The 19,055-nt window shown below is 71.1% G+C and carries 22 protein-coding genes and 2 pseudogenes; 13 read left to right on the forward strand and 11 right to left on the reverse strand.

What is annotated here, in order from left to right; genetic code table 11:
- Nucleotides 1-27: 27 nt before the first annotated feature.
- Nucleotides 28-1,284, reverse strand: a complete 1,257-nt coding sequence (locus EIZ62_RS15120; RefSeq protein WP_167536379.1) for an MFS transporter — start codon at nucleotides 1,282-1,284, stop codon at nucleotides 28-30.
- Nucleotides 1,285-1,371: 87 nt separating this feature from the next.
- Between EIZ62_RS15120 and EIZ62_RS15125 the strand changes: the two genes are divergently transcribed.
- The 6 genes from EIZ62_RS15125 to EIZ62_RS15145 all read left to right on the forward strand — a co-directional run bounded on the left by EIZ62_RS15125 (nucleotide 1,372) and on the right by EIZ62_RS15145 (nucleotide 6,379).
- The gene (locus EIZ62_RS15125) at nucleotides 1,372-2,226 is read left to right on the forward strand and encodes a protein kinase family protein (protein WP_156693196.1); all 855 of its coding nucleotides are present in this window, start codon (nucleotides 1,372-1,374) and stop codon (nucleotides 2,224-2,226) included.
- A 98-nt stretch (nucleotides 2,227-2,324) separates the two neighbouring features.
- Nucleotides 2,325-2,936, forward strand: coding sequence for a hypothetical protein (locus EIZ62_RS31950; protein ID WP_167536380.1), 612 nt, complete (start codon nucleotides 2,325-2,327; stop codon nucleotides 2,934-2,936).
- 7 nt (nucleotides 2,937-2,943) lie between these two features.
- Nucleotides 2,944-3,975 carry a helix-turn-helix domain-containing protein gene (locus tag EIZ62_RS15130; protein ID WP_280117744.1) on the forward strand — a complete coding sequence of 344 codons (1,032 nt, stop codon included), beginning with the start codon at nucleotides 2,944-2,946 and terminating at the stop codon, nucleotides 3,973-3,975.
- A 248-nt stretch (nucleotides 3,976-4,223) separates the two neighbouring features.
- Nucleotides 4,224-4,994 carry an HNH endonuclease gene (locus EIZ62_RS15135; RefSeq protein ID WP_156693198.1) on the forward strand — a complete coding sequence of 257 codons (771 nt, stop codon included), beginning with the start codon at nucleotides 4,224-4,226 and terminating at the stop codon, nucleotides 4,992-4,994.
- Nucleotides 4,995-5,393: 399 nt separating this feature from the next.
- The gene (locus EIZ62_RS15140; protein WP_156693199.1) at nucleotides 5,394-5,696 is read left to right on the forward strand and encodes a hypothetical protein; all 303 of its coding nucleotides are present in this window, start codon (nucleotides 5,394-5,396) and stop codon (nucleotides 5,694-5,696) included.
- Complete coding sequence (locus EIZ62_RS15145; RefSeq protein WP_156693200.1) at nucleotides 5,693-6,379, forward strand: restriction endonuclease; 687 nt, start codon at nucleotides 5,693-5,695, stop codon at nucleotides 6,377-6,379. Before EIZ62_RS15140 ends, EIZ62_RS15145 begins: the two co-directional genes overlap by 4 nt.
- Before the next feature lie 393 nt (nucleotides 6,380-6,772).
- Here the strand turns inward: EIZ62_RS15145 and EIZ62_RS15150 are convergent, their stop codons facing one another.
- Genes EIZ62_RS15150 through EIZ62_RS32935 form a run of 3 tightly spaced genes read right to left on the reverse strand, consistent with a single transcriptional unit; the run spans nucleotide 6,773 to nucleotide 8,027 of the window.
- Nucleotides 6,773-7,648, reverse strand: coding sequence for a sigma-70 family RNA polymerase sigma factor (locus EIZ62_RS15150; RefSeq protein ID WP_156693201.1), 876 nt, complete (start codon nucleotides 7,646-7,648; stop codon nucleotides 6,773-6,775).
- Nucleotides 7,645-7,878, reverse strand: a complete 234-nt coding sequence (locus EIZ62_RS32465; RefSeq protein WP_244375710.1) for a VOC family protein — start codon at nucleotides 7,876-7,878, stop codon at nucleotides 7,645-7,647. The genes EIZ62_RS15150 and EIZ62_RS32465 overlap by 4 nt, the downstream gene beginning before the upstream one ends.
- Nucleotides 7,806-8,027 carry a VOC family protein gene (locus tag EIZ62_RS32935; protein WP_425281822.1) on the reverse strand — a complete coding sequence of 74 codons (222 nt, stop codon included), beginning with the start codon at nucleotides 8,025-8,027 and terminating at the stop codon, nucleotides 7,806-7,808. Before EIZ62_RS32935 ends, EIZ62_RS32465 begins: the two co-directional genes overlap by 73 nt.
- A gap of 549 nt (nucleotides 8,028-8,576) precedes the next feature.
- On the opposite strand from EIZ62_RS32935, the gene EIZ62_RS15160 reads away from it, so the two are divergent.
- The 4 genes and pseudogenes from EIZ62_RS15160 to EIZ62_RS15180 all read left to right on the forward strand — a co-directional run bounded on the left by EIZ62_RS15160 (nucleotide 8,577) and on the right by EIZ62_RS15180 (nucleotide 10,348).
- Nucleotides 8,577-8,825, forward strand: coding sequence for a type II toxin-antitoxin system CcdA family antitoxin (locus tag EIZ62_RS15160; protein WP_156693202.1), 249 nt, complete (start codon nucleotides 8,577-8,579; stop codon nucleotides 8,823-8,825).
- Nucleotides 8,822-9,222: pseudogene (locus EIZ62_RS15165) on the forward strand (PIN domain-containing protein). Before EIZ62_RS15160 ends, EIZ62_RS15165 begins: the two are co-directional and overlap by 4 nt.
- Before the next feature lie 256 nt (nucleotides 9,223-9,478).
- Nucleotides 9,479-9,892 (forward strand): annotated as a pseudogene (locus EIZ62_RS32940) (epoxide hydrolase); the annotation flags it as partial.
- A gap of 72 nt (nucleotides 9,893-9,964) precedes the next feature.
- Nucleotides 9,965-10,348: a VOC family protein gene (locus EIZ62_RS15180; protein ID WP_156693204.1), complete on the forward strand. Its 384-nt coding sequence runs from the start codon at nucleotides 9,965-9,967 to the stop codon at nucleotides 10,346-10,348.
- 202 nt (nucleotides 10,349-10,550) lie between these two features.
- Here EIZ62_RS15180 and EIZ62_RS15185 read toward each other — a convergent pair whose 3' ends face one another.
- Entirely contained in the window at nucleotides 10,551-11,039 is a 489-nt protein-coding gene (locus EIZ62_RS15185; protein ID WP_156693205.1) for a carboxymuconolactone decarboxylase family protein, read from the reverse strand.
- Nucleotides 11,040-11,185: 146 nt separating this feature from the next.
- Between EIZ62_RS15185 and EIZ62_RS15190 the strand changes: the two genes are divergently transcribed.
- Nucleotides 11,186-12,115, forward strand: coding sequence for an RNA polymerase sigma-70 factor (locus EIZ62_RS15190; RefSeq protein WP_156693206.1), 930 nt, complete (start codon nucleotides 11,186-11,188; stop codon nucleotides 12,113-12,115).
- Nucleotides 12,116-12,223: 108 nt separating this feature from the next.
- On the opposite strand, the gene EIZ62_RS15195 is transcribed toward EIZ62_RS15190, so the two are convergent.
- The 3 genes from EIZ62_RS15195 to EIZ62_RS15205 form a co-directional block, all read right to left on the reverse strand.
- Complete coding sequence (locus tag EIZ62_RS15195) at nucleotides 12,224-12,472, reverse strand: hypothetical protein (protein WP_156693207.1); 249 nt, start codon at nucleotides 12,470-12,472, stop codon at nucleotides 12,224-12,226.
- A 105-nt stretch (nucleotides 12,473-12,577) separates the two neighbouring features.
- Entirely contained in the window at nucleotides 12,578-13,465 is an 888-nt protein-coding gene (locus tag EIZ62_RS15200; RefSeq protein ID WP_156693208.1) for a hypothetical protein, read from the reverse strand.
- A gap of 1 nt (nucleotide 13,466) precedes the next feature.
- Nucleotides 13,467-13,685, reverse strand: a complete 219-nt coding sequence (locus EIZ62_RS15205; RefSeq protein ID WP_156693209.1) for a hypothetical protein — start codon at nucleotides 13,683-13,685, stop codon at nucleotides 13,467-13,469.
- 192 nt (nucleotides 13,686-13,877) lie between these two features.
- Between EIZ62_RS15205 and EIZ62_RS15210 the strand changes: the two genes are divergently transcribed.
- On the forward strand, nucleotides 13,878-14,957 hold the full coding sequence (locus EIZ62_RS15210) for a helix-turn-helix domain-containing protein (protein ID WP_244375712.1): 1,080 nt from the start codon (nucleotides 13,878-13,880) through the stop codon (nucleotides 14,955-14,957).
- Here EIZ62_RS15210 and EIZ62_RS15215 read toward each other — a convergent pair.
- From EIZ62_RS15215 to EIZ62_RS15225, 3 genes are all read right to left on the reverse strand, one after another.
- Nucleotides 14,892-15,902 (reverse strand): DMT family transporter, encoded by a 1,011-nt coding sequence (locus EIZ62_RS15215; protein WP_156693210.1) that lies wholly within the window; start codon nucleotides 15,900-15,902, stop codon nucleotides 14,892-14,894. The two genes, EIZ62_RS15210 and EIZ62_RS15215, sit on opposite strands and share 66 nt — an antisense overlap.
- Before the next feature lie 77 nt (nucleotides 15,903-15,979).
- Entirely contained in the window at nucleotides 15,980-16,747 is a 768-nt protein-coding gene (locus EIZ62_RS15220) for a 2OG-Fe dioxygenase family protein (RefSeq protein WP_156693211.1), read from the reverse strand.
- Between the two features lie 60 nt (nucleotides 16,748-16,807).
- Entirely contained in the window at nucleotides 16,808-18,016 is a 1,209-nt protein-coding gene (locus EIZ62_RS15225; protein ID WP_156693212.1) for an argininosuccinate synthase-related protein, read from the reverse strand.
- Between the two features lie 196 nt (nucleotides 18,017-18,212).
- Between EIZ62_RS15225 and EIZ62_RS15230 the strand changes: the two genes are divergently transcribed.
- Complete coding sequence (locus EIZ62_RS15230; RefSeq protein ID WP_156693213.1) at nucleotides 18,213-18,959, forward strand: DUF2470 domain-containing protein; 747 nt, start codon at nucleotides 18,213-18,215, stop codon at nucleotides 18,957-18,959.
- The last annotated feature ends 96 nt before the right edge of the window (nucleotides 18,960-19,055 follow it).

Consider the following 19,055-nt stretch of genomic DNA (forward strand, 5'->3'; position numbering starts at 1 on the left):
AGTGAGCAGGGGCGGGCCGGGGGCGAGCTAGCGGCCCCGGGCCCGCCCGCTCGCCCCCGTTCCGACGGGCTCCTGACCGGGTACGGGACCGGCCGGAGCCCAGCGGACGGCAAGGACCGCACCGAAGAGCCCTACGCCGACCAGGCCAAGGCCGGCCACGGCGAAGGCCAGGCTCGGACGGTGCGCGGCGAGCGCGGGTACGAACAACATCGAGGCCGTCCCCGCAGTGCGGATGACGGTGAGGTCCACGGACATCAGGCGCAGCCGGTGGGCCGGAGGAAAGCCCGACAGGTGAGTGACGAGAGCGACTTGGACGAACGGATTGACCGCCCCGAGCAGCACGGACAGCGCCAGCAGCGCCGGGACCGACCCCGCGAGCGCGATCGCCACGAGGGCCGCGCCGGAGACCGCCCAGGCCAGGCAGTAGAACGCCGGCAGGTTCGGCGGCAGGCGGAGGTTCCCGGCGAGACCGTTCGCCGCGAGGGCTCCGGCGCCGGTGGCGGCGAGCGCGGCCCCGTACGTACCGGCTCCCCCGCCGAGCTGGAGGGTGATGAAGGCGGGCAGCGCGAGGGCGACGGTGTGGGCGGCGATGCCGACCCCGTGGATCGCGATCGCCACGGCCGTGTCCGGCCGGCCCCGCAACAGCATCCGGGCCTGCGCGGGGATCCGCGTGGGGGCCGACGCGCGGTCCCGCCGCACCGCCGGGCCACGGCGGCCCAGGAGGGCGAGGGCGGCGGCGGAGACGAGGAAGGTCGCCCCGTCCAACCAGAACAGCGTGGTCATCGGCATGACCGCGAGCAGCAGTCCGGCCGCCCCCGGCCCGGCGATCCGCGCGATCCGGCCCGACAGATCCATCAGCCCGCTGACCGCCTGGACGTCCCGCTTCTCGACCAGCTCGGGCGTCAGGGCACCGAGGTTCGGATCGAAGACGGCCCCCGCGAACCCGGCCACCAGCACCAGCGCGAGCGCCCCCGCCAGCCCGAGGTGCGTCCACGCCAGCGGCAGAGCGGCCACCAGCCCGGCCCGTACGACATCGACCGCCGCCAGCGCCTTGAGGGAGCCGAACCGGCCCACGATCCGTCGCCCGACCGTGCCGAGCACGATGTACGGAAGGGACTCGGCGATCGCCACGAGCCCCATCGCGAACGCCCCGGACTCCTCGAAGGCGATCCACATGACCGCCATCGCGTACAGCCGGTCCCCGAAGACCGACAGGGCCTGCCCCACCCACAGCGTGAGTACGGACCGGCTCCGCAGCAGCCGCACGTAACCCAAGATCACCACCGGTCCAGGAACGAACAGAACCCGGCGACACCACAGAGCACCGGGAACGCACGTCACCCTAGAGCACCAAGGCGGAAGAGACAGGCGATGTCAGAAGAAATCCGGATTCCAGATGAGGCCGTGGCCTCCGCCGAATCCCACTGCGGACGACCGGTGCGCTGGGACCTCATCAGCAGCCGCCGAGGCTCCGTCGTCTGGAAGGGCGTAGGCCCCTCCGCCTCGGTCGCCCTCAAGGCCGGCCAGGGCGACGGCGCCCCGATCACCTCACGCGAGATCACGGTCGCCGAACGCCTGCCAGGCCACAGCCCGCTCATCGCCTCCGGGCGTACCGAAGCCACCACCTGGCTCATCACCCCGTGGCACCACGGCCCCTCCACCTGGGACGTCTTCCACACGGTCCGCACCACCCACCAAGGCACCCAGGAAGCACGCGACGCCGCCGTCGACCTCTGCCTCGCCGTCGCCGACCTCCACCGACAGGGCTGGGTCCACGGCGACCTTCAACCCGACCACGCGATCCACACGAGGACCGGCATCCAGCTCATCGACTGGACCTGGGCCACATCCCGCGCCCTCACCCCCTCCCGGATCTTCCGAGGCGGCCTCCCTCACCTCCTGGCCCCCGAACTCGCCGCCGAGATCAAAGCCGGCCACCGCCCGGTCAAGGTCACTCCGGCCGCAGAGACCTACACACTCACCGCGACCCTCTGGCGTTCCGCCACCGGCACGTGGCCGTTCGACTACACCGCCGCGTGCAAGACCGAGGGCTCCATCACAGGCCCCGGGGCCCGTCAGCTGATCGCCAGTGGACAGCTGCCACCGACACTCGCCCCGCAGTGGCCTGCCGTGCTCTCCGTCCTGCGGATCGCCATGGCCGCGCCTCCCGAGGCGCGCCCGTCCGCCAGCGACCTTGCGCTACTCATCGCCGATGCCGCCCAATAGGCCAGCAGCTACCGCCCTGACCATGAGCAGCCCACCCCACGGGCGAATAGTTCCGTGAATAATTGACAGGGGATAGTTAAGTCCGTCAGGATCTCCCTGTGACCGAACCTCTCAGTGCAGTAGAGGCCGAGTTGGTCCTGTCGCCGCATCTCCAGAAGATCGGCGGCTGCATCGAACTCGGATGGCGGCGTTGGCTTGGCCTGCTGAAGCAGGACAGCGAACTCGGAATCGTGATCAGCACCCGTTCGCGGGCCAACCTCGTATACGACTTCATCCGCTACGAGGCAGTCAACGCGTTTGATGGCTGCGAAGGCGTCAAGGTCGGGGACAGCCGCGGCTTCCTCCTCCTGACGTTCGAAGAGAAGATCGTCCTGCGGTTCAAGAAGTTCAAGGACCGCAAGCTGCGAACCAGTGGTGTGCCTACTCAGCAGCGGCGCGAGTACGCCAACCAGGTACTCCCCGGTATGGAGGCCCTGACCCACCTGGTCGCCGGCTATCTTCCCAACAAGGCGGGGCTGGGCCTGGAGCGTATGGCCATTGCGTGCAGTCTCGACGATGACCGGCTCTGGGTTCTGGAGTTGGATCTCGACCTCGGCGAGACTGGTGTTGCTGCGCCCGTCGCCCCCATGCCATCGATCCCGCCGCGGGATACGATCGTCCGGCCCAAGCGGCGTGAAATCCCAGATCAGACCGGTACTGAAGAGAGGTAGCCACCCCATGAACCCGCGCCTTCTGCAACTCGCGCGGGAGTCTCGTGGCTTGTCCCAGTCCAAGCTGGCTGGACTCGCAGGCATCTCGCAGGCAGCCCTGTCCAAGGCGGAGAACGGCGTGGGAACGCTGACTCCCGAACGTGTGCAAGCGGTGGCGGAAGCCCTCGGCTACCCCAGAGAAGTACTCGACTGGCCGGACGAGCCGGTCGGACTGGGGCCGTCCGGCTTCTACCACCGCAAGCAGTCCGGCCTCGGTAAGACCGCACTTCAGCGGATCGAAGCCGAGGTCAACCTGCTGCTCATGCAGCTCCGCCGACTCGAAGCCAGCGTGGACATCGAGCCGATCTACCGACTCCCTGTCCTCGACGCCGATGAACACACGCCAGAGGAAGCTGCAGCCAAGATCCGCGCAAGTTGGCTCCTGCCGGACGGGCCGGTGCACGACGTAATCCGAACCGTCGAGAGAGCCGGCGTCGTCGTCGTGCGGCGCGACCTGGAGTCCCCCAAGATCTCCGGTCTAAGCGTCCGGCCTCCCAACGGGCTACCCGTGATCATCCTCAACCACGGGATGCCACCGGCAAGGGAACGCTTCACCGTTCTCCACGAGCTGGGCCACCTGGTCATGCACCAGCTACCCAGCGACAACGGCGAACGCGAGGCAGACGTGTTCGCAGCCGAGCTGCTCATGCCTGGGCGCCTCATCGGCCCACATCTGTCGGGGCTTACTCTCCAGCGCTCGATCCAGCTGAAGCAGTACTGGAAGGCATCCATGGCCGCAGTGATCCAGACCGCGAAGCGCCTTGATCGGATCGACGAGAGCCGCTACAAGAGCCTCCAGGTCCAGCTATCGCAGCACGGCTACCGCAGGAACGAACCCGCCGAGCCAGACCGCGAGGAACCCAGCACCCTCTCCAGCATCCTGGAAACCCACCGTGCGGATCACGGGTACTCCGACAAGGAGCTCGCTACCGTCGTCGGACTCCAGCTCCGCGAATTCAGGTCGGAGTACGGGAGCGCCTTCGCCCTCCACGCTGTCTGAGAAGCCTCCAGCCGACGGGACATCGACGAACGATCATCGGCAGCCAGATCCGTCTGCCTTGTGAGGATCTGAGTCCTCCGTGCCACGCCGAGATTGCTTCGACGGGGCATGGAGGGACGCTAACGGTTGGCGGCGAACTCGAGCCACCTAGTGGCGCCAACAGACCGGCGAGACAATAGTGTTTCGCGTCCACCGCAGCACGCACAGACGCCCATGCCCGGCCCCATACCCGCCACTACGATCGCTGCATGGCGATCACCGAGAAGTCCATCAAAGTGTTGTGGGGCTTAAGTGGGGGGCGGTGCGCCATCTGCCGAACGCCGCTCGTTCTGCCCGGCGAAGTACCTGCCGATGACCACGCAGTAGTCGGCGACATGGCCCACATCGTCGCCCATTCCGTGGGCGGCCCCCGCGGTGGCGTGCCGTTCGCCGGCGACCGTGATCACCACTCCAACCTCCTGCTGCTGTGCCGGGTGCACCACAAGGTTGTGGACGACCACGTGAACGGATGGACGGTGGACCGGCTGCACCAGCAGAAAGCAGCGCACGAAGCATGGGTTGCCGAGACGCTCGAATTTGAGGCCGTACGCGTCCGCCCCGACCCCGAAAGCCCGGACCCCAGCGAGACCAAGTTCTTCATGATCGGGTCGGACCAGGAACTGTGGGATCTCGTCTGCGCCGCCTGGTCGCACCGCTTCGAGTATTCGGAGCGGGACCGGACTGATGAGCAGATGGACCAGCTCATGGGCCTTCTGGACGAACTGGCGGACTGGATGGACATCGCCGAGTCCGTCGACACCATGCGCGGCCAAAGGGACGCCCGGAAGCGTATGGAGATGATCCTTACCGAGAGCGCCGACCTGGGCTTCATCCTCTACTCGCGCCGCATCAGGATGCTCATGACCGGAGGACGCGGGCTGCCGTCGAAGCACTGGCACGTTGAGATCAGGGCCGTGCGGTGCGAGGACTTCGCCAAGATCGTGATGGAGCACATGACCCAGTCAGATCCGGCTGGGTGAGCCGGTGGTCCACACGGAACCCGCGCCGGCCCGTGCCCTCCCCGCAGCATGAGCGAGAGCGCGATATCCATCGAGATCCGCGGCCACGAGCCAGCAGCGGCCGAGCGGATCGCGAGGCCCTTCCTGTCCTCCCAGGCCAGGTGGGCCACAGCGGAAGCTTGGGGTCGTCGTTGTCTAGACCTGTCGAGGGCTGCCGTGCCCTCCGCGTGCCCCATCTCGCGCGAATGTCCTGCTCGGAAGGCACGAGGCGCATCGCCCGGACCGCCTCGGCGCCTAGGCGACCCCGTGGCGCAAAACAATCACGGCCGGTGATCTGCATGTGACACGTTGTCAGAGGTGAGTGCTTTCATGAGCCGGTCATGCAGGGAGGCGTGACTCGACTGATGGGGGGACCCAGCTGTGCCCGTGATCGAGGAGTACGTGAAGGCCGACGGAACCGTGGTCGGGAAACACATCCGCCTCCCCGCGGGCGCCCGGCGGCAGACGGCGATCGCGGGGATGATCGTGGCGGGGGTGCTCCTCTTCGGCAGCGGCAACACGACCACCGGCGCGGGTCCTCAGCCGGGACAGAACCGCTTACCCCGGCCGCAGTCGACGGTGGTCTATCCAATCAAGTGGCCGGGATGGGACAGGCCGGTGGTCCATCCCACACCGACCGTCTCGTATCCCATCGTCTTCCCCACCTCGGGGAGCGGTCGATGAGCCGCCGCCCGTCACGGCGACGGCCCAGCAAGAAGCGTGGATCCAACGGGCAATTCCTGTTGATGCTGGGGCTGATCGGCGTAGTGATTCAGGGGCTCCTGGCAGCCACACTGTCCTGGGTGGCCGAGCACCCCTGGATCCTCGCCCTGCCGATCCTGGTAGTGGCCGGAGCAGGAACCGCATTCGTGCTCCTGCGTCGGGAGGCAGCTCGCCGGGAACGGGTCCGTGTCCAGGGCCTTCGGTACCTGGTCGAGCACCTCGACGGACTGCACCACACCCAGTTCGAGTACGCCGTCCGCGATCTCATGCGACGCGACGGCTGCCAGGACGCCCGACAGGTCGGCGGAAGCGGCGACAACGGAGCCGACGTCAAGGCCACCGACCCGTTCGGGAGACGCTGGGTGATCCAGTGCAAGCACCGCAAAGCCGGCTGGGCCGGCTCGGCCGTCGGCACCCCCGACCTCCAGAAGCTCAACGGCACCGGCCGTCAAATCCACGGCGGCGACGTCCTTGTGATGCTCACCAACGGCCGTTTCTCCCGCCCCGCCCTCGGCTTCGCCAGGTCCCAGCATCTCCACCTGGTCGACCGCAACCTCCTCGCGCAGTGGGCCGCTGGCTCCACCCCCCTTTGGGAGTTGCTGCGGGCCATACCGCCCCCACGAAGATCCACGACGCTGTCCTGACTCCGGAAGCAGACCTCGAACACCCTGAAGGGGTGGTACTCGTGTGCAACGCCACCCCTTAGGCCATTCACGTCACGCCTCGGGCTCAGCCGGGGGCTCGGCAGCGACCTCATCGGCGGCCGTGCCACAACGTGCCAGTAGGGGCGGTAAAACAGCGGACATCAGGAGGCCGCCCGGAGAGGATGGAAACCGCTCCTCAGCAAACATTCCCACAGGTCAGTGGCTAGATGAGGCCCCAAGTACCGGGTGATTCCCAAGCTTATGGCGCGGGTTCGATTCCCGTCATCCGCTCTTGAACGAAGGCCCAGGTCAGCGACCTGGGCCTTCGTCATTCCCTTCGTGGCCGATCGGTCCGGTCGGCTCGTACGCGGACGGGCCCCTGACGACACCGGCTCAGGCCGGGTCGCGCCGCTGGAGCGAGACGAGTTTGGCCGGGTCGATGACGATGTGGATGTCTGTGATCCGGCCTCGGGCGACGGTGAAGGCGATGGCGGCGAGCGGGGTTCCGTCGGGGCGCCAGGCCATGCGCCCGGGGACACCGTTGATCAGGACGGGTCGGTGGTGAGCGGCCTCGCCGGAGAACATGCGGGCGCGGGCGGCGACCTTGGTGGCTCCGAGGGTGACGACCACACCGGCGGGGGTGTCGACGGTCAGCTTCACGTTCGGGTCGAGGACGCGCAGGAGCGCATCGAAGTCGCCGCCCAGGGCAGCCGCGCGAAATGCCTCGACGACCTGCCGGTGATCACGGCCGAGGCCCTCCGACCGGTCCGCGGTCCGGACCTTGCGGCGGGCGCGGCTGGCGATCATCTTGGCGGCGTCGGCGGATTTCCCCAGGACCTGGCCAATGTCCCCGAACGGCACCGCGAACATGTCGTGCAAGACGAACGCCAGGCGTTCGCTCGGGGTGAGCGAGTCGAGTACGACGAGCAGGGCGAGGCCGACCGAATCGGCCAGCACCGCCTGTTCGTCGGGCGCGGGGTCGTCGGTGGGCGTCTCCACGAGGTCGGCGCGCTGCTGTCCGTAGGCAGCCTCGGGGCGGGCTGTGCGAGATCTCAGCAGGTCGAAGCTGATCCGGCCGACCACGGTGGTCAACCAACCTGCCAGGTTGTCGATGGTCGCCCGGTCCTGGCGGGCGAGGCGCATCCAGGCTTCCTGGACTACATCCTCGGCGTCGGCGTGCGAGCCCAGGATGCGGTACGCGACGGTGCGCAGCCGATCGCGCTGGGCTTCGAACGCCTCGGTCACGGGGCCGGGCGGGGTGGCGGTCACGGCTTTCCCTGCTGACGGAGCGAGATCCGGTTGCCGTCCGGGTTCACAGCCTCGATGCGAACCCCGAACGGATAGTCCACGGGTTCGGACTCCTCGAAGGCGACTCCGCGCCGACGCATCACTTCGAAGTCCTTCCGCAGGTCCTCGGATTCGAGGATCAGCGGACCAGGTACGCCCGCGCCGCCCGGCTGTCCAGCGGCCGCCGCGTGCGACCACAGGAGTATGTGCACGGGGCTGTTGGGAACGCCGACGGTGAGGAAACGTCCGTCGGACCCGGGAAGTCGAGCCTCTTCTCCAGGCCGAGTCCCCCGGTGTAGAACTCCAGCGCGCGGTCCTGATCGGTGACGTAGACCGTCACGTACATGATGTTGGTCAGCATTCTGTTCTCGATTCGCTCGTAGGTGTGGCGACCGTTCGGATGGGGCCGTCGCACCTATGACGAATGCCGGCGGGGGAAGGTAACAGGACCGGTCCGCCGGAGCGGTTGCCGAGCGCATGAGGTGCGGCTCAGCAGTGCGCATCCAGGTCCGGGGCGTGTACCGGCTGGTCGATCAGTCCGGGACACCATCCCGTGCACACGCAGACTTCTCGGTCTGACACTCCGCGGGCCCACCGTGCCACAACGTGCCAGTAGCGGCGGTAGACAGCGGTCAACAAGGGACTCGCCGAGCCGACCCGCGCCGAACCATCAGTGCATGTTTCCGCAGGTCAGACGCCATATTGGGCTCAAATGCCGGGTGATTCCCAAGCTCAGAGCGCGGATTCGATTCCCGTCACCCGCTCCAAGGTAAAGCCCCAGGCCAGTGGCCCGGGGCTTTGTTGTTGTCCGGCCGCGCTGGGCGACGCGCGCCACGCGCCCGGCACTGCCCCTCGCGAGCTGCTGGGGCACCCTCCGGCTGCAACCCGCATACTCCAGTATGCTGCTTGTATGGCTTCGACGACGCGCATCACCGTCACGCTGCCCAGCGACCAGGTGGCCGAGCTCCGCAAGCTCACGGACAACGTCTCCGGCTACGTGGCGGAGGCCGTGGCCCGTCAGATCCGGCACCAGCTTCTGGGTGACGACCTGCGTCGACACGAGGAGGAGCACGGATCGTTCAGCGACGAGGAGCTTGCCGAGGCCCGCGCGAAGATCTTCGGCTCCACCGGCTCCTCCAAGGACGCGGACGCCGCGTGAGCGAGCGTATCGAGACCGTCGTCCTGGACTCGGAAGGGCTGTCCGCCTGGATCGCACAGGACCGCAAGCTCCTCGCCATGCTGCAGGTTTTCCACGACATGGGAGCCGACCTCGTGATCAAGCGAACACCATCGTGGAAGTCAGCCACTCCCGCACCAACGTCCCTCGCCTGAACTGGGCCCTGTCCCGCGTCAAGGTGGAGCCGGTCACCGAACAAGCAGCCAAAGCGGCAGCCGAACTCCTCAAGGATGCCGGGCTGCACGGGCACAAGTACGCCCTCGACGCCACGGTCGCCGAGGTCGCTCTGCGCCAGCCAAAACCCGTCGCTCTGCTGACGTCCGACAGCGACGACATGACGAAGCTCTGCGGCAACCAAGTCCGCATCATCCCTCTCTGACACGCCGGCCCACCCCGAGCACACCCCCCGGCAGGGTCCGCTGTATCGCCCTCCCGAGCCCCATCCGTGCCCAGCAGAGCGGACAACAGCGGTCAGGTATAGCGTCCAGAGACCATGGCGCCCCCAGCTTCCTCGCAAGAGAGCACAGGTCAGAGCCCTTCCGAGACTCAAGCATCGCTGATTCCCAAGCTCAGAGCGCGGGTTCGATTCCCGTCACCCGCTCGTGAACGAAGGCCCAGGTCACAGACCTGGGCCACTCGGCGGCAGGTTCCCGGCGCACGTGCTCGGCATCCACACGACGTTCGCGGAGGGGCCGCCCGGGTTGACGACGGACGGGCTGACGGCGGTCGAGCGCCGGTGGACGGAGGAGACCCGTCATTTCTGGCGCCACCGCGCGGCGTACGCGAAGCAGCAGGCGACCCGGCCGCAGACCATCGGCTACTCGCTCGTCGACTCCCCGGTGGGGCTGTGGCTCTCGTAGTAGATGCGGGCCGCCGACTCGCCGGTCCGCGTCAGCCAGTACAGGGTGACGTCGTCGAGCGGTACCGGCGGATCGTCCGATGGAGGTCGCCCGAACGCGGGGGGCCACTTCCCGTCGCTGGAGGTGCCCGAGTACTTCGTCGAGGACCTGCGAGAGGGGCTCGCGGCAGTGCTGGCCGCCGCTCGGTGACCGCGGGTGCGACGGCAGGCGGGCGCCGTAATCCGATGGCGGGCGGGGCGCCGCTCGGACAGGATCGCGCGCATGACCTCAACGGTGACGAACGTGGCGATCGACTGTGCGAACGCGTACCGACTGGCCCGGTTCTGGAGCGAGGTGACCGGGCACCCGCTGCACCCCGAGGACGTACCGGGTGACGAGGAGACCGAGGTCATGCTGCCGGGCGGCCCGGTGCTGCACTTCAACGAGGTGCCCGAGCCCAAGACGGTGAAGAACAGGCTCCATCTGTGCCTGCGCCCGGACACCTCCCGGGAGGCGGAGGTGGAGCGGCTGCTGGGGCTGGGCGCCTCCCTGGTCGCCGACCGCCGCAAGCTCGACGGCTGGGGCTGGGTCGTCCTCGCCGACCCGGAGGGCAACGAGTTCTGCGTCCTGCTGGCCGAGTCCGAGCGGGCCGCGCTGTCCTCGTGATGCCGGCGGATGGTTCGTCGGCGCGGGTGGCCGTCCCGCCCGGGCCCGCGGCGAGCGGCCCGGTCCGCGGACCTGACGGTCCACGGGTGGGAGGCCCCGTCGGGCATCAGCCGGACGGATGTCGCGGGCCGTCGGACGCGTCGCGGTACGCAACGGCCCCGCCCGGGCCGGGCGTGAAGCCCGTCCGGACGGGGCGGACGGGTCAGGTGTCGAGGGAGGCGAGGAAGGTGCCAGGCTCGTAGGAGCCGCCCTGGAGGCGGGGGATGACGGCGAGGCGGTTGGCCGCGTTGATGAGGGCGACCATGCAGATCAGGGCGGCGGTCTGGTCGTCGTCGTAGTGCTTGCGGACCTCGGCCCAGGTCTCGTCCGAGACGCCCTGGTGGGCGTCGGCGAGGCGGGTGCCCTCCTCGGCGAAGGCGAGCGCGGCCCGCTCCGCGTCGGTGAACACGGAGGACTCGCGCCAGGCGGCGACCAGGTGGAGCCGTACCGCGGACTCGCCGGCCGCCGCGGCCTCCTTGGTGTGCATGTCGATGCACCAGCCGCAGCCGTTGATCTGGCTGGCGCGCAGCGACACCAGTTCCTGGACGGACGCCGGCAGTGACGACTGCTGGATCACCAGACCGGTGTTGGCGAACCGCTTGGCGAACTTGGTGGCGAGCTCGTTGTCGAACAGGTTGAAACGGGTGTCCATGGTCCGTCCTCACTCGTGGGGTTGCGCGTGGCTTGCGGTGACGCACAAGAGATGCCGGCGGTCCGCCGCCTGTGACGGGACGGCGGCGTGACGAGCGTCACGCCGCCGGGGTGTCACAGCGTGCGGGCGGGCGGCGTCTCGTGCGCATGGGACCGTCGGGAACGGACAGACAGGAGCAGCCGGTGGAGAGCGGGCACACGGACGACGCGACCGAGGCGTTCCTCGCCCATCGCAACCTGCTGTTCACCGTGGCCTACGAGATGCTCGGCTCCGCAGCGGACGCGGAGGACGTCCTCCAGGAGACCTGGCTGCGGTGGGCGGGGGTCGACCTGGGAACGGTGCGGGACCCGCGGGCGTACCTGGTGCGCATCACCACGCGCCAGGCGCTGAGCCGGCTGCGGACCCTCGGCCGCCGCAAGGAGTCGTACGTGGGCTCCTGGTTGCCCGAGCCGCTGCTGACGTCCCCGGACGTGGCCGACGACGTCGAGCTGGCCGACAGCGTCTCGATGGCGATGATGCTGGTGCTGGAGACCCTCGCGCCCACCGAGCGTGCGGTGTTCGTGCTGCGCGAGGTGTTCGACCTCGGGTACGACGAGATCGCCGCGGCCGTCGACAAGACCCCCGCCGCGGTCCGCCAGATCGCGCACCGGGCACGGGCGCACGTCGCGGCGCGCCGGCCGCGCGGGGCCGTGACCCCGGAACGGACGAGGGACGTCCTCGACGCCTTCTGGCGGGCGACCGCGACGGGCGACCTCCAGGGGTTGTTCGACGTCCTCGCGCCCGACGTCGTCCTCGTGGGCGACGGCGGCGGAGTCAGGAAGACCATCCCGCGGCCCGTCACCGGCGCCGACAAGGTCGCCCGGCTCCTGATCGGCGGCCTGGGCAAGGTCGCCGGGCAGCGGGACCTGCGGCCCGCCGAGGTCAACGGCCACCCGGCGCTGGTGCTCCGGTTCGACGGGGTGATCGACACCATCATCGCCGTACGCCTCGACGAAGGACTCATCACCGGCCTGTACGCGGTGCGCAACCCCGAGAAGATGTCGCACATGGACCGGGAGACCGCCCTGCGCCGCTGATCCGGTGGACGGGGCGGCCGGCGGGCCCTGGCGGCGGGCCCTGGCGCCGGACCGTCCACGTCGCCGCCGGACCCTGCCGGCCGGGTGCGTGGACGGTCGGCGGCAGCGTCACGCGCCGGGGTGCGCACCCCGCAGGAAGGCGTCCCCGTGGGTGCTGATGTGGGCTTCCAGGGCGGTCAGCGCGTCCTGGGTCGCCTGCGCCGAGCCCGTACCGCGCCGCTCCGCGTAGTAGGCCGCGCCAAGCTGCTTGAGCAGGTCGTTCCCGGCCCGCTGCTGCTGGACCTCGTCGACCTTCTGCTTGCCCTGGGAGAGCGCGTTCTGCGCCTGCTCCTTGGCCCGGTCGAGGAATCCTGCCATGACAACCTCCAAGGTCGGTGTGCACATCGTCGGCGTACGAACGCCTGGTCACGAGTGTCGTGCACCGGCGGGTCCGACGGGGGGTGGATCGGTGTACGTGGCGTGTCAGCACCGGGTCGGGGCGCCCCGCGAGGGGACGGCCCGGGCGGGGCACACCGCCGGGACGCGGGAGACGCGCCACCCGTCGCCGAGCACCCCGGAGCACGACGCGGTCAGCAAGGAGCCCGAGCGGGCGCGCACGGCGGCGGAGAGGGCCGCGCCGCGCAGGGCGGGGCCGTCGCGGAGGGCCTCGGTGAGGGCGGTGACGGCGGTACGCGCCCGCCGTACCGCGCAGGTCTGCGGGTGGACCGCCCACACCGCACGGCCCCGGGCGGCAGCGGTGAGCGAGGCGAAGGCGGGCACGCCGCAGTCCACCGGGACCAGCACCGGCCCTGCGGCGCCCGGGGCGGGCAGGAAGCGCGCGACGCGGTCCTGGGCGGCGAGCACCACCAGCGCGCCGGCCGGGCCGGTACCGGGGCCGGTGTCCAGGCCCGCGGCGGTGGCCTCCGCGTGGACGCGGTGCGCCAGGCCGGCCCACGCTTCGTCCGCGTCGTGCACGACCGCCAGCGCCCCGGCGCCCAGCGCGGCCGCACCCTCCGCGACCGTACGGGCGAACGACACCTCGTCGGGGGCCCAGCTCAAGGTCCCGTCACCGGCCCCCACACCGGCCCCGTCACCGGCCCGGACGAACGGCAGCAGGCAGGGCACCCCGGCCTCGCGGTAGGCGGGTGCGGCCTCCCGCGCGGCGCCGCGGTCGCTGTGGCCGACCACCGCGGCGTAGCCACCGGCGGCGACCGCGGCCGGTGTGCCGGGTGTCTCGTCGTGGACGTGCCACTCGGTGACGCCCGGGCCTTCCGCCCTGGCCCGTTCCACCTGGTCGAGCAGCACCGCCCCCCAGGCGGCTCGCGGGCCGGTCAGCGGCGCGACGACGGCGACGACGGGTTGCCCCCTCACCTCAGCCCCAGATGAAGGAACGCGTCGCCGGAGAAGCGGTGTCGGCACCGGTACCGGAACCGGCCGTCGAGCCAGTCGCCGCGCCGGTCGCGGCCGCGGTCCCGAGGGCGAACGCCGCCGCGAGCACGCCGCCCACCAGGCGGACGTACAGCGGCCGGTGTCTGCGGACGGCCCCGGTGGCGGCGGTGGAAGCGGCGGAAGCGGTGGCGGAAGCGGACATGGTGTACCCCCTGGCGAGCGTCGGTCGGTGTGGGTTCAGCATGTTGGCCACGGCCCGCCCCCGGCTACGGCTCCCGGAGTTCCGGGACCGGTCATGGCCGGGGGCGGACGCGTGGGACCGGCGACCGGTACGGACGTCCGTATGCCGGGACAGCCCTGGTCGGCGGAACGGCGCCTTCCTAAGATCACCGTCGTGGGAGGCGCAGGGGGGCGGCTCCCGACGGCGGTGGGGGAGTTCTGCGTGGACGCACGGGCCAGGGCTCAGGACCTGTACCGGACAGCACTGGACGACGCGGGCTGGCGGCCGGAGGTGCTCACCGGGGACCGCGGCTGGACCGGTACCGAGTTCGCCGACGCCCTCCACCTGCTCAGCAGGCTGGGCCTGTTCGTGCCGTCGTCGGACACGCGCAGCGGCTGGACCGCGCTGGCCCCCGACACGGCGCTGCGCAACCTGCTCCTGGAGGAGGAGCAGCACACCGGCGCGCTGCTGGCCGCCGTGCAGCAGACCCGGTCGGCCCTCGCCCAGGTCGTCGCCGACTTCCAGCCCGTGCACGCCAGGGAACTGTCCTCCGTGCAGATGGAGGTGGTCACCGGCGCCGCCAACGTGTCGGCCGCGCTGGAGGACGCCTCGCAACGCGCCGAGGGCGAGGTGCTGTCGCTGCACCCCGGGCGCGCCCTGCCCGCCGGGATGGTGGAGGCGGGCCTCGAACGCGACCGGCTCGCGCTCGGCCGCGGCGTACGCATCCGTACCGTGCACCTCGCCTCGGCGGCCGCCGTCCCGCACATGACGGCCTACCTCCGCCGGCTGAACGCGGCCGGGGCGCAGGTGCGCACCGCGCACACGCTTCCGCTGCGGCTCATCGTCGTGGACCACTCGCTGGCGATCGTGCCCGCGCCTCCCGTGGAGGGCGCCGAGGGCGGTGGCCTCGCCGCGGTCGTCCTGCGCAGCGAGACCCTGGTCGGGGTGCTCCGCGGCATCTTCGAGCACTGCTGGGCGGGGTCGGCCGTCCTGGACACCGGCCCGGCGGCGGGCGGTTCGGGCGGCGGCGGGACGGCGGCCGGTGCGGACAGCGACTGGCAGCCGACGGGCCGGCACCGTGAGCTGCTGCGGATGCTGGCGGGCGGGCTGACGGACGAGGCGATGGCCCGCAAGCTCGGGGTGTCCGAGCGTACGGTCCGTCGCCTCGTCTCCGAGCTGACCGAGCGGCTAGGGGCGGCCAGCCGATTCCAGGCCGGGGTGTGTGCCGTCCGGCTCGGCTGGCTGGACGACTGACGGCCGGAGCGCCGGGGCGTCGGCGGTGTCCGTCGTGCCTTCGGTGTCCGTCGCGTCGGCCGCCGTGCGGCCCCAGGCCGTGCCCGCCAGGATCAGCAGCACGCCCACCAGCCCCAGCCAGCCCGGCCGGTCGCCCGCCAGGGCGATGCCGACCACGGCGGCCCACACCGGTTCCGTGCCGAGCAGCAGGCTGACGCGGGACGGCGAGGTGCGGCGTACGGCCCACATCTGGACGAAGAAGGCGAACAGCGTGCAGAACACCGACAGGTAGAGCAGCCACGCCCAGTCGGCGGCGCCGAAGCCGGCCGCGGCCGCCCACGGCGTGGAGCCCGTCCCGGGCACGGTGCACAGCAGGGCGAACACCATGACCGAGCCGCCCAGTTGCACGGTCGTCAGCGACATGGCGTCCGCGCCCTGCACCGACCGCATCCGCGACATCGCCAGGACGTGCACGGTGCGGGCGACGGCCGCGCCCAGCATCAGCAGGTCACCGACCGACGGCTCGCTGAAGCCCGCGCCCTGCGTCAGCAGCACCACGCCGAGCACCGAGAGGCCGGCCGCCGCGACGAACGAGCGCGACAGGCGCGTACCGCGCATCCGGCTCTCCGCGATCGGCGTGAAGATCATGGTGAGGCTGATGATGAGCCCGGCGTTGGTCGCCGAGGTGTGCACGACCCCGTACGTCTCCAGCACGAAGATCGCGGCCAGGATCAGCCCGAGCCCGCCCGCGCCGCGTATCTGGGCGCCGCTCAGCGCGCGCAGCCTGCGCCGCCCGGTCACGACCAGGACGGGCAGGACGACGGCGAACCGCAGTACCAGGACGGCCAGTACGGTCTGGCTCGTGGTGACGCCCTTCGCGGCCAGGTAGCTGGAACCCCAGACCACCGCGACCAGCAGTACGGGCAGATCGGTCAGCCAGGCACGGCGGGCCGCGGTGGCGGTCATGGGGACTCCTCGGACGAAGGCGGCACGGAAGGCGGCGCGGACGGGGGCGCGGGCGGGGGCGGAGGGGACGCGGCGGATCAGCGGGCCGTGTAGGCGATCACCAGGACGTCACGGTGGGCGGCGAGAGCCGGGTCCGCCGGCTGCACCGGGGTCACCGAGTGCAGGGTGCGGCGGTCGTCGCCCAGCAGGAGGTCGCCGGGCTCGGACAGCGTAGTGGTGAGCAGGTGCTCGCCCGCGTCCGTGTAGACACCGCTCTCGCCGCCGGTGACGTTGGTGCGCCCGATCATCAGCGAGGTGATGAAGGTGACGCCGTCGCGGTGGCGGCCCTCGGGCGCGGGCTGCCCCTGCTGGTCGGCGGAGGCGTTGATGCGGTACGGGTGCAGCTTCACGTTCCAGGTGGTGGTGGCCCCCTCCTCCACCGCCGAGAAGACCCGGCCCAGTTCGGTGAGCACGGAACGCAGCAGCGGGTCACCGGCGAACGACTCGGTCAGCGGGTCGAAGACGCGCTCGATGCCGCCGTTGAGCGGGTTGACGTCCGACTCCTGGCGGTAGGGCGCGTGGGGCAGCCGGGTCAGCTCACCGGTCACCGCGTCGAGCTCGAACTGGCCGTAGCGGCGGTAGCGGTAGGTGCCGCCGTCGGCCATGTACGTGTCGAGGGTGAGCTCGTCCCAGTGCGCGGCGAACCGGGTCCAGTCGTCGGCGTCCACCCCGGCCAGGGCGGAGAGGGCGGCCGAGGGCATCAGGTGGCCGCCCGGGCCGGCGAGCGCCCGGACGGCGTCGAGGGCGACGGGGTGGGCGGGGACGGCGAAGGCAGGGGCGGCGAGGGGGGCGGTGGCGGTGGTCATGGTGGTGGCTCCGTAGGGGAAGGGGTGACGGTGGAGGTGAGGGGCTGGGGGTGGCGGCCGTCAGACCGTGGTGAGCAGCGGTCCGGTACGGGCGAACGGCGCCGACTCCGCGGCGATCGCACGGTCCTCCCACGCCTCGCGGTCCCGCAGGTAGAGCGGGGCGGGCGCGCTGATGGCGCGGGTGTCGGCGCCGCCGGTGCGCAGCCGCCAGGTCACCGAGCCGGTGGTGCGGGTGGCGCAGGTGTCCATGAACGTCTGGAGGGCGAGCCGGAGTTCGCCGAACCAGCGGCCCTCCAGCGCCTCGCGCACCCACAGCTGTTCCAGGTGCCGCTTCTCCCGGACGAGTTCGGCGTCCAGGCAGGCGCTCTCGACGTGGCGGTAGGTGTGCAGCAGCAGCCAGGCGGCCGGCATCTCCCGGATCTCCAGGACCTTCTCGCCGTGGTCGAGGTGCTCCAGGCCGGAGTAGCGGCCGAGCCCGAAGGCGCCCACACGGTGGTTGAGCTGGTCGATGAGGGTGGTCAGCGGCAGCGGTACGCCGTCGACGGCGACGGGCAGCCCGTGTTCCACGGTCACCGTCACGGTGTCGGTGTCGCCGGGCGCGGCGGTCGGCCGGCTCCAGGCGTACATCTCCTCGGGGACCTCGTGCATCTCGGGGTCGTCGAGGATGCCGGACTCGAACTCACGGCACCAGAGGTTGGAGTCGCCGCTCACGATCCGCCCGGCCAGCAGGTCCAGTCCGGCCTCCCGCAGTTCGGCGAGCTTGTCGTCGCGGCTGACCGGGTCGAGGTCGTACGGGCTGCCGAAGGCGCCCTCGTAGCGGAGGAGCCCGAGGGCACCGTTGAGGCGGCGCAGGGTGTTCTGCGAGCGGTTGGCGGTGTGCAGGACGGCCTGGGCGCCCAGGGTGCGGGCGAGGGCGACCGCGCTGTGGGCGATCAGCGGCCGGCTGAGGGTGGAGCTGACCGGGTGGATGCCGAGGTAGACGGCCTGGGCGGCGATGGCCGGGGCGACGTACCGGGCGGCGAACTCCTCGCGCCGGTCGAGGATGTGGACGGTCGCCCCGAGGGCCGCGGCCACCTGGCGCTTGTACCCGCTCGACTCGTCCTCGCCGATGTCGACGCTGACGGCGTGCACCTCGCGGATGCCCATGCGGCGCAGCCGGAGCAGCAGGTACGAGCTGTCCAGGCCACCGCTGAACAGGGTGACGACGGGGCGATCCGGGTCCAGCGATTCGAGCTGTGAGAAGGAACGGATGAGCGGGGTGGACGGCATGGACTCTCCAACGTCTGCACTGGTCACAGACGGAGAGCCTTCCGGGCCCGCGGCCGGCGGGCAATGAGCCGCGGGCGTCCGCGCCCGGCCATGTCCGCACCCGGAAGGGGCTGATCGCGCCATCGGGGGGCCGGTCCGGTGGCGGAGGACCACACTCCTCCGCTAGGTTAGGCAAGCCTAACCTAAGGAGTGAGTGATGAGCAGTCGCACCGATGCCCGTTCACCCGAGCCGTCCAGCGCGGAACGGGTCCGCACCGTGCTCGCCGCCGCGCGGTCCCTGACGGTGACGACGCACGGGTACCGCTGCGACCTGGTCGGCGCGCACGCCCTGGACGACCGGGGCCGGCTGACGCTGTGCCTGCCCGCCGACTGCCACCTCGCCGCGGCCGTGGCGTGCGCCCCCCGGGGCGACCTCGCGGCCATGCTCCAGTTCACCGACGTGGCGCCCACCGCCGTACGGCACCGGGTGCGCGCCCGCGTGACCCTCTCCGGCTGGCTCACCCGGGGCGGCACGAAAGGAGACCCGGGAACCCCTGGCGTGGAGCTGCGCCTGGACGCCGTGCGGGCCACCGTCGACACGGGCGACGACGTCGTGGACCTCGTCGGCCTGGACGAGCTCGTCCTCGCCGACGCGGACCCGCTGGCGGGCCACGAGGCGGCGCTGCTCCTCCACCTGACCGACGACCACCCCGACGCCGTGACCTGTCTGACCCGGCTCGTGGAACCGCACCGGCTCCACGGGGTGCGCCGCGTGGTGCCGGTGGGCCTCGACCGGTTCGGGGTCACCCTGCGGCTCGAGCACGCCCGCACGCACGAGGACGTACGGCTGCCGTTCCGCGTCCCGCTGCGCGAGGCCGGCGAGTTCGGCGACCGCATCCAGGCGCTGCTGGCCGACGCGCACGCCTGCTCCCGCCGGCGCCGCCGGCTGTACACCCGGCCGTGACGCGCGAACCGGCCCCGGGCGACCCGCCACCGACACCGCCCGCCCGGCGGGACCAGGTCGCGGCCATCATCCGCGCCGCCCCGCTCGCCGCCGCCC

The sequence above is a fragment of the Streptomyces ficellus genome (genome assembly GCF_009739905.1).
Lineage (GTDB): Bacteria > Actinomycetota > Actinomycetes > Streptomycetales > Streptomycetaceae > Streptomyces > Streptomyces ficellus_A.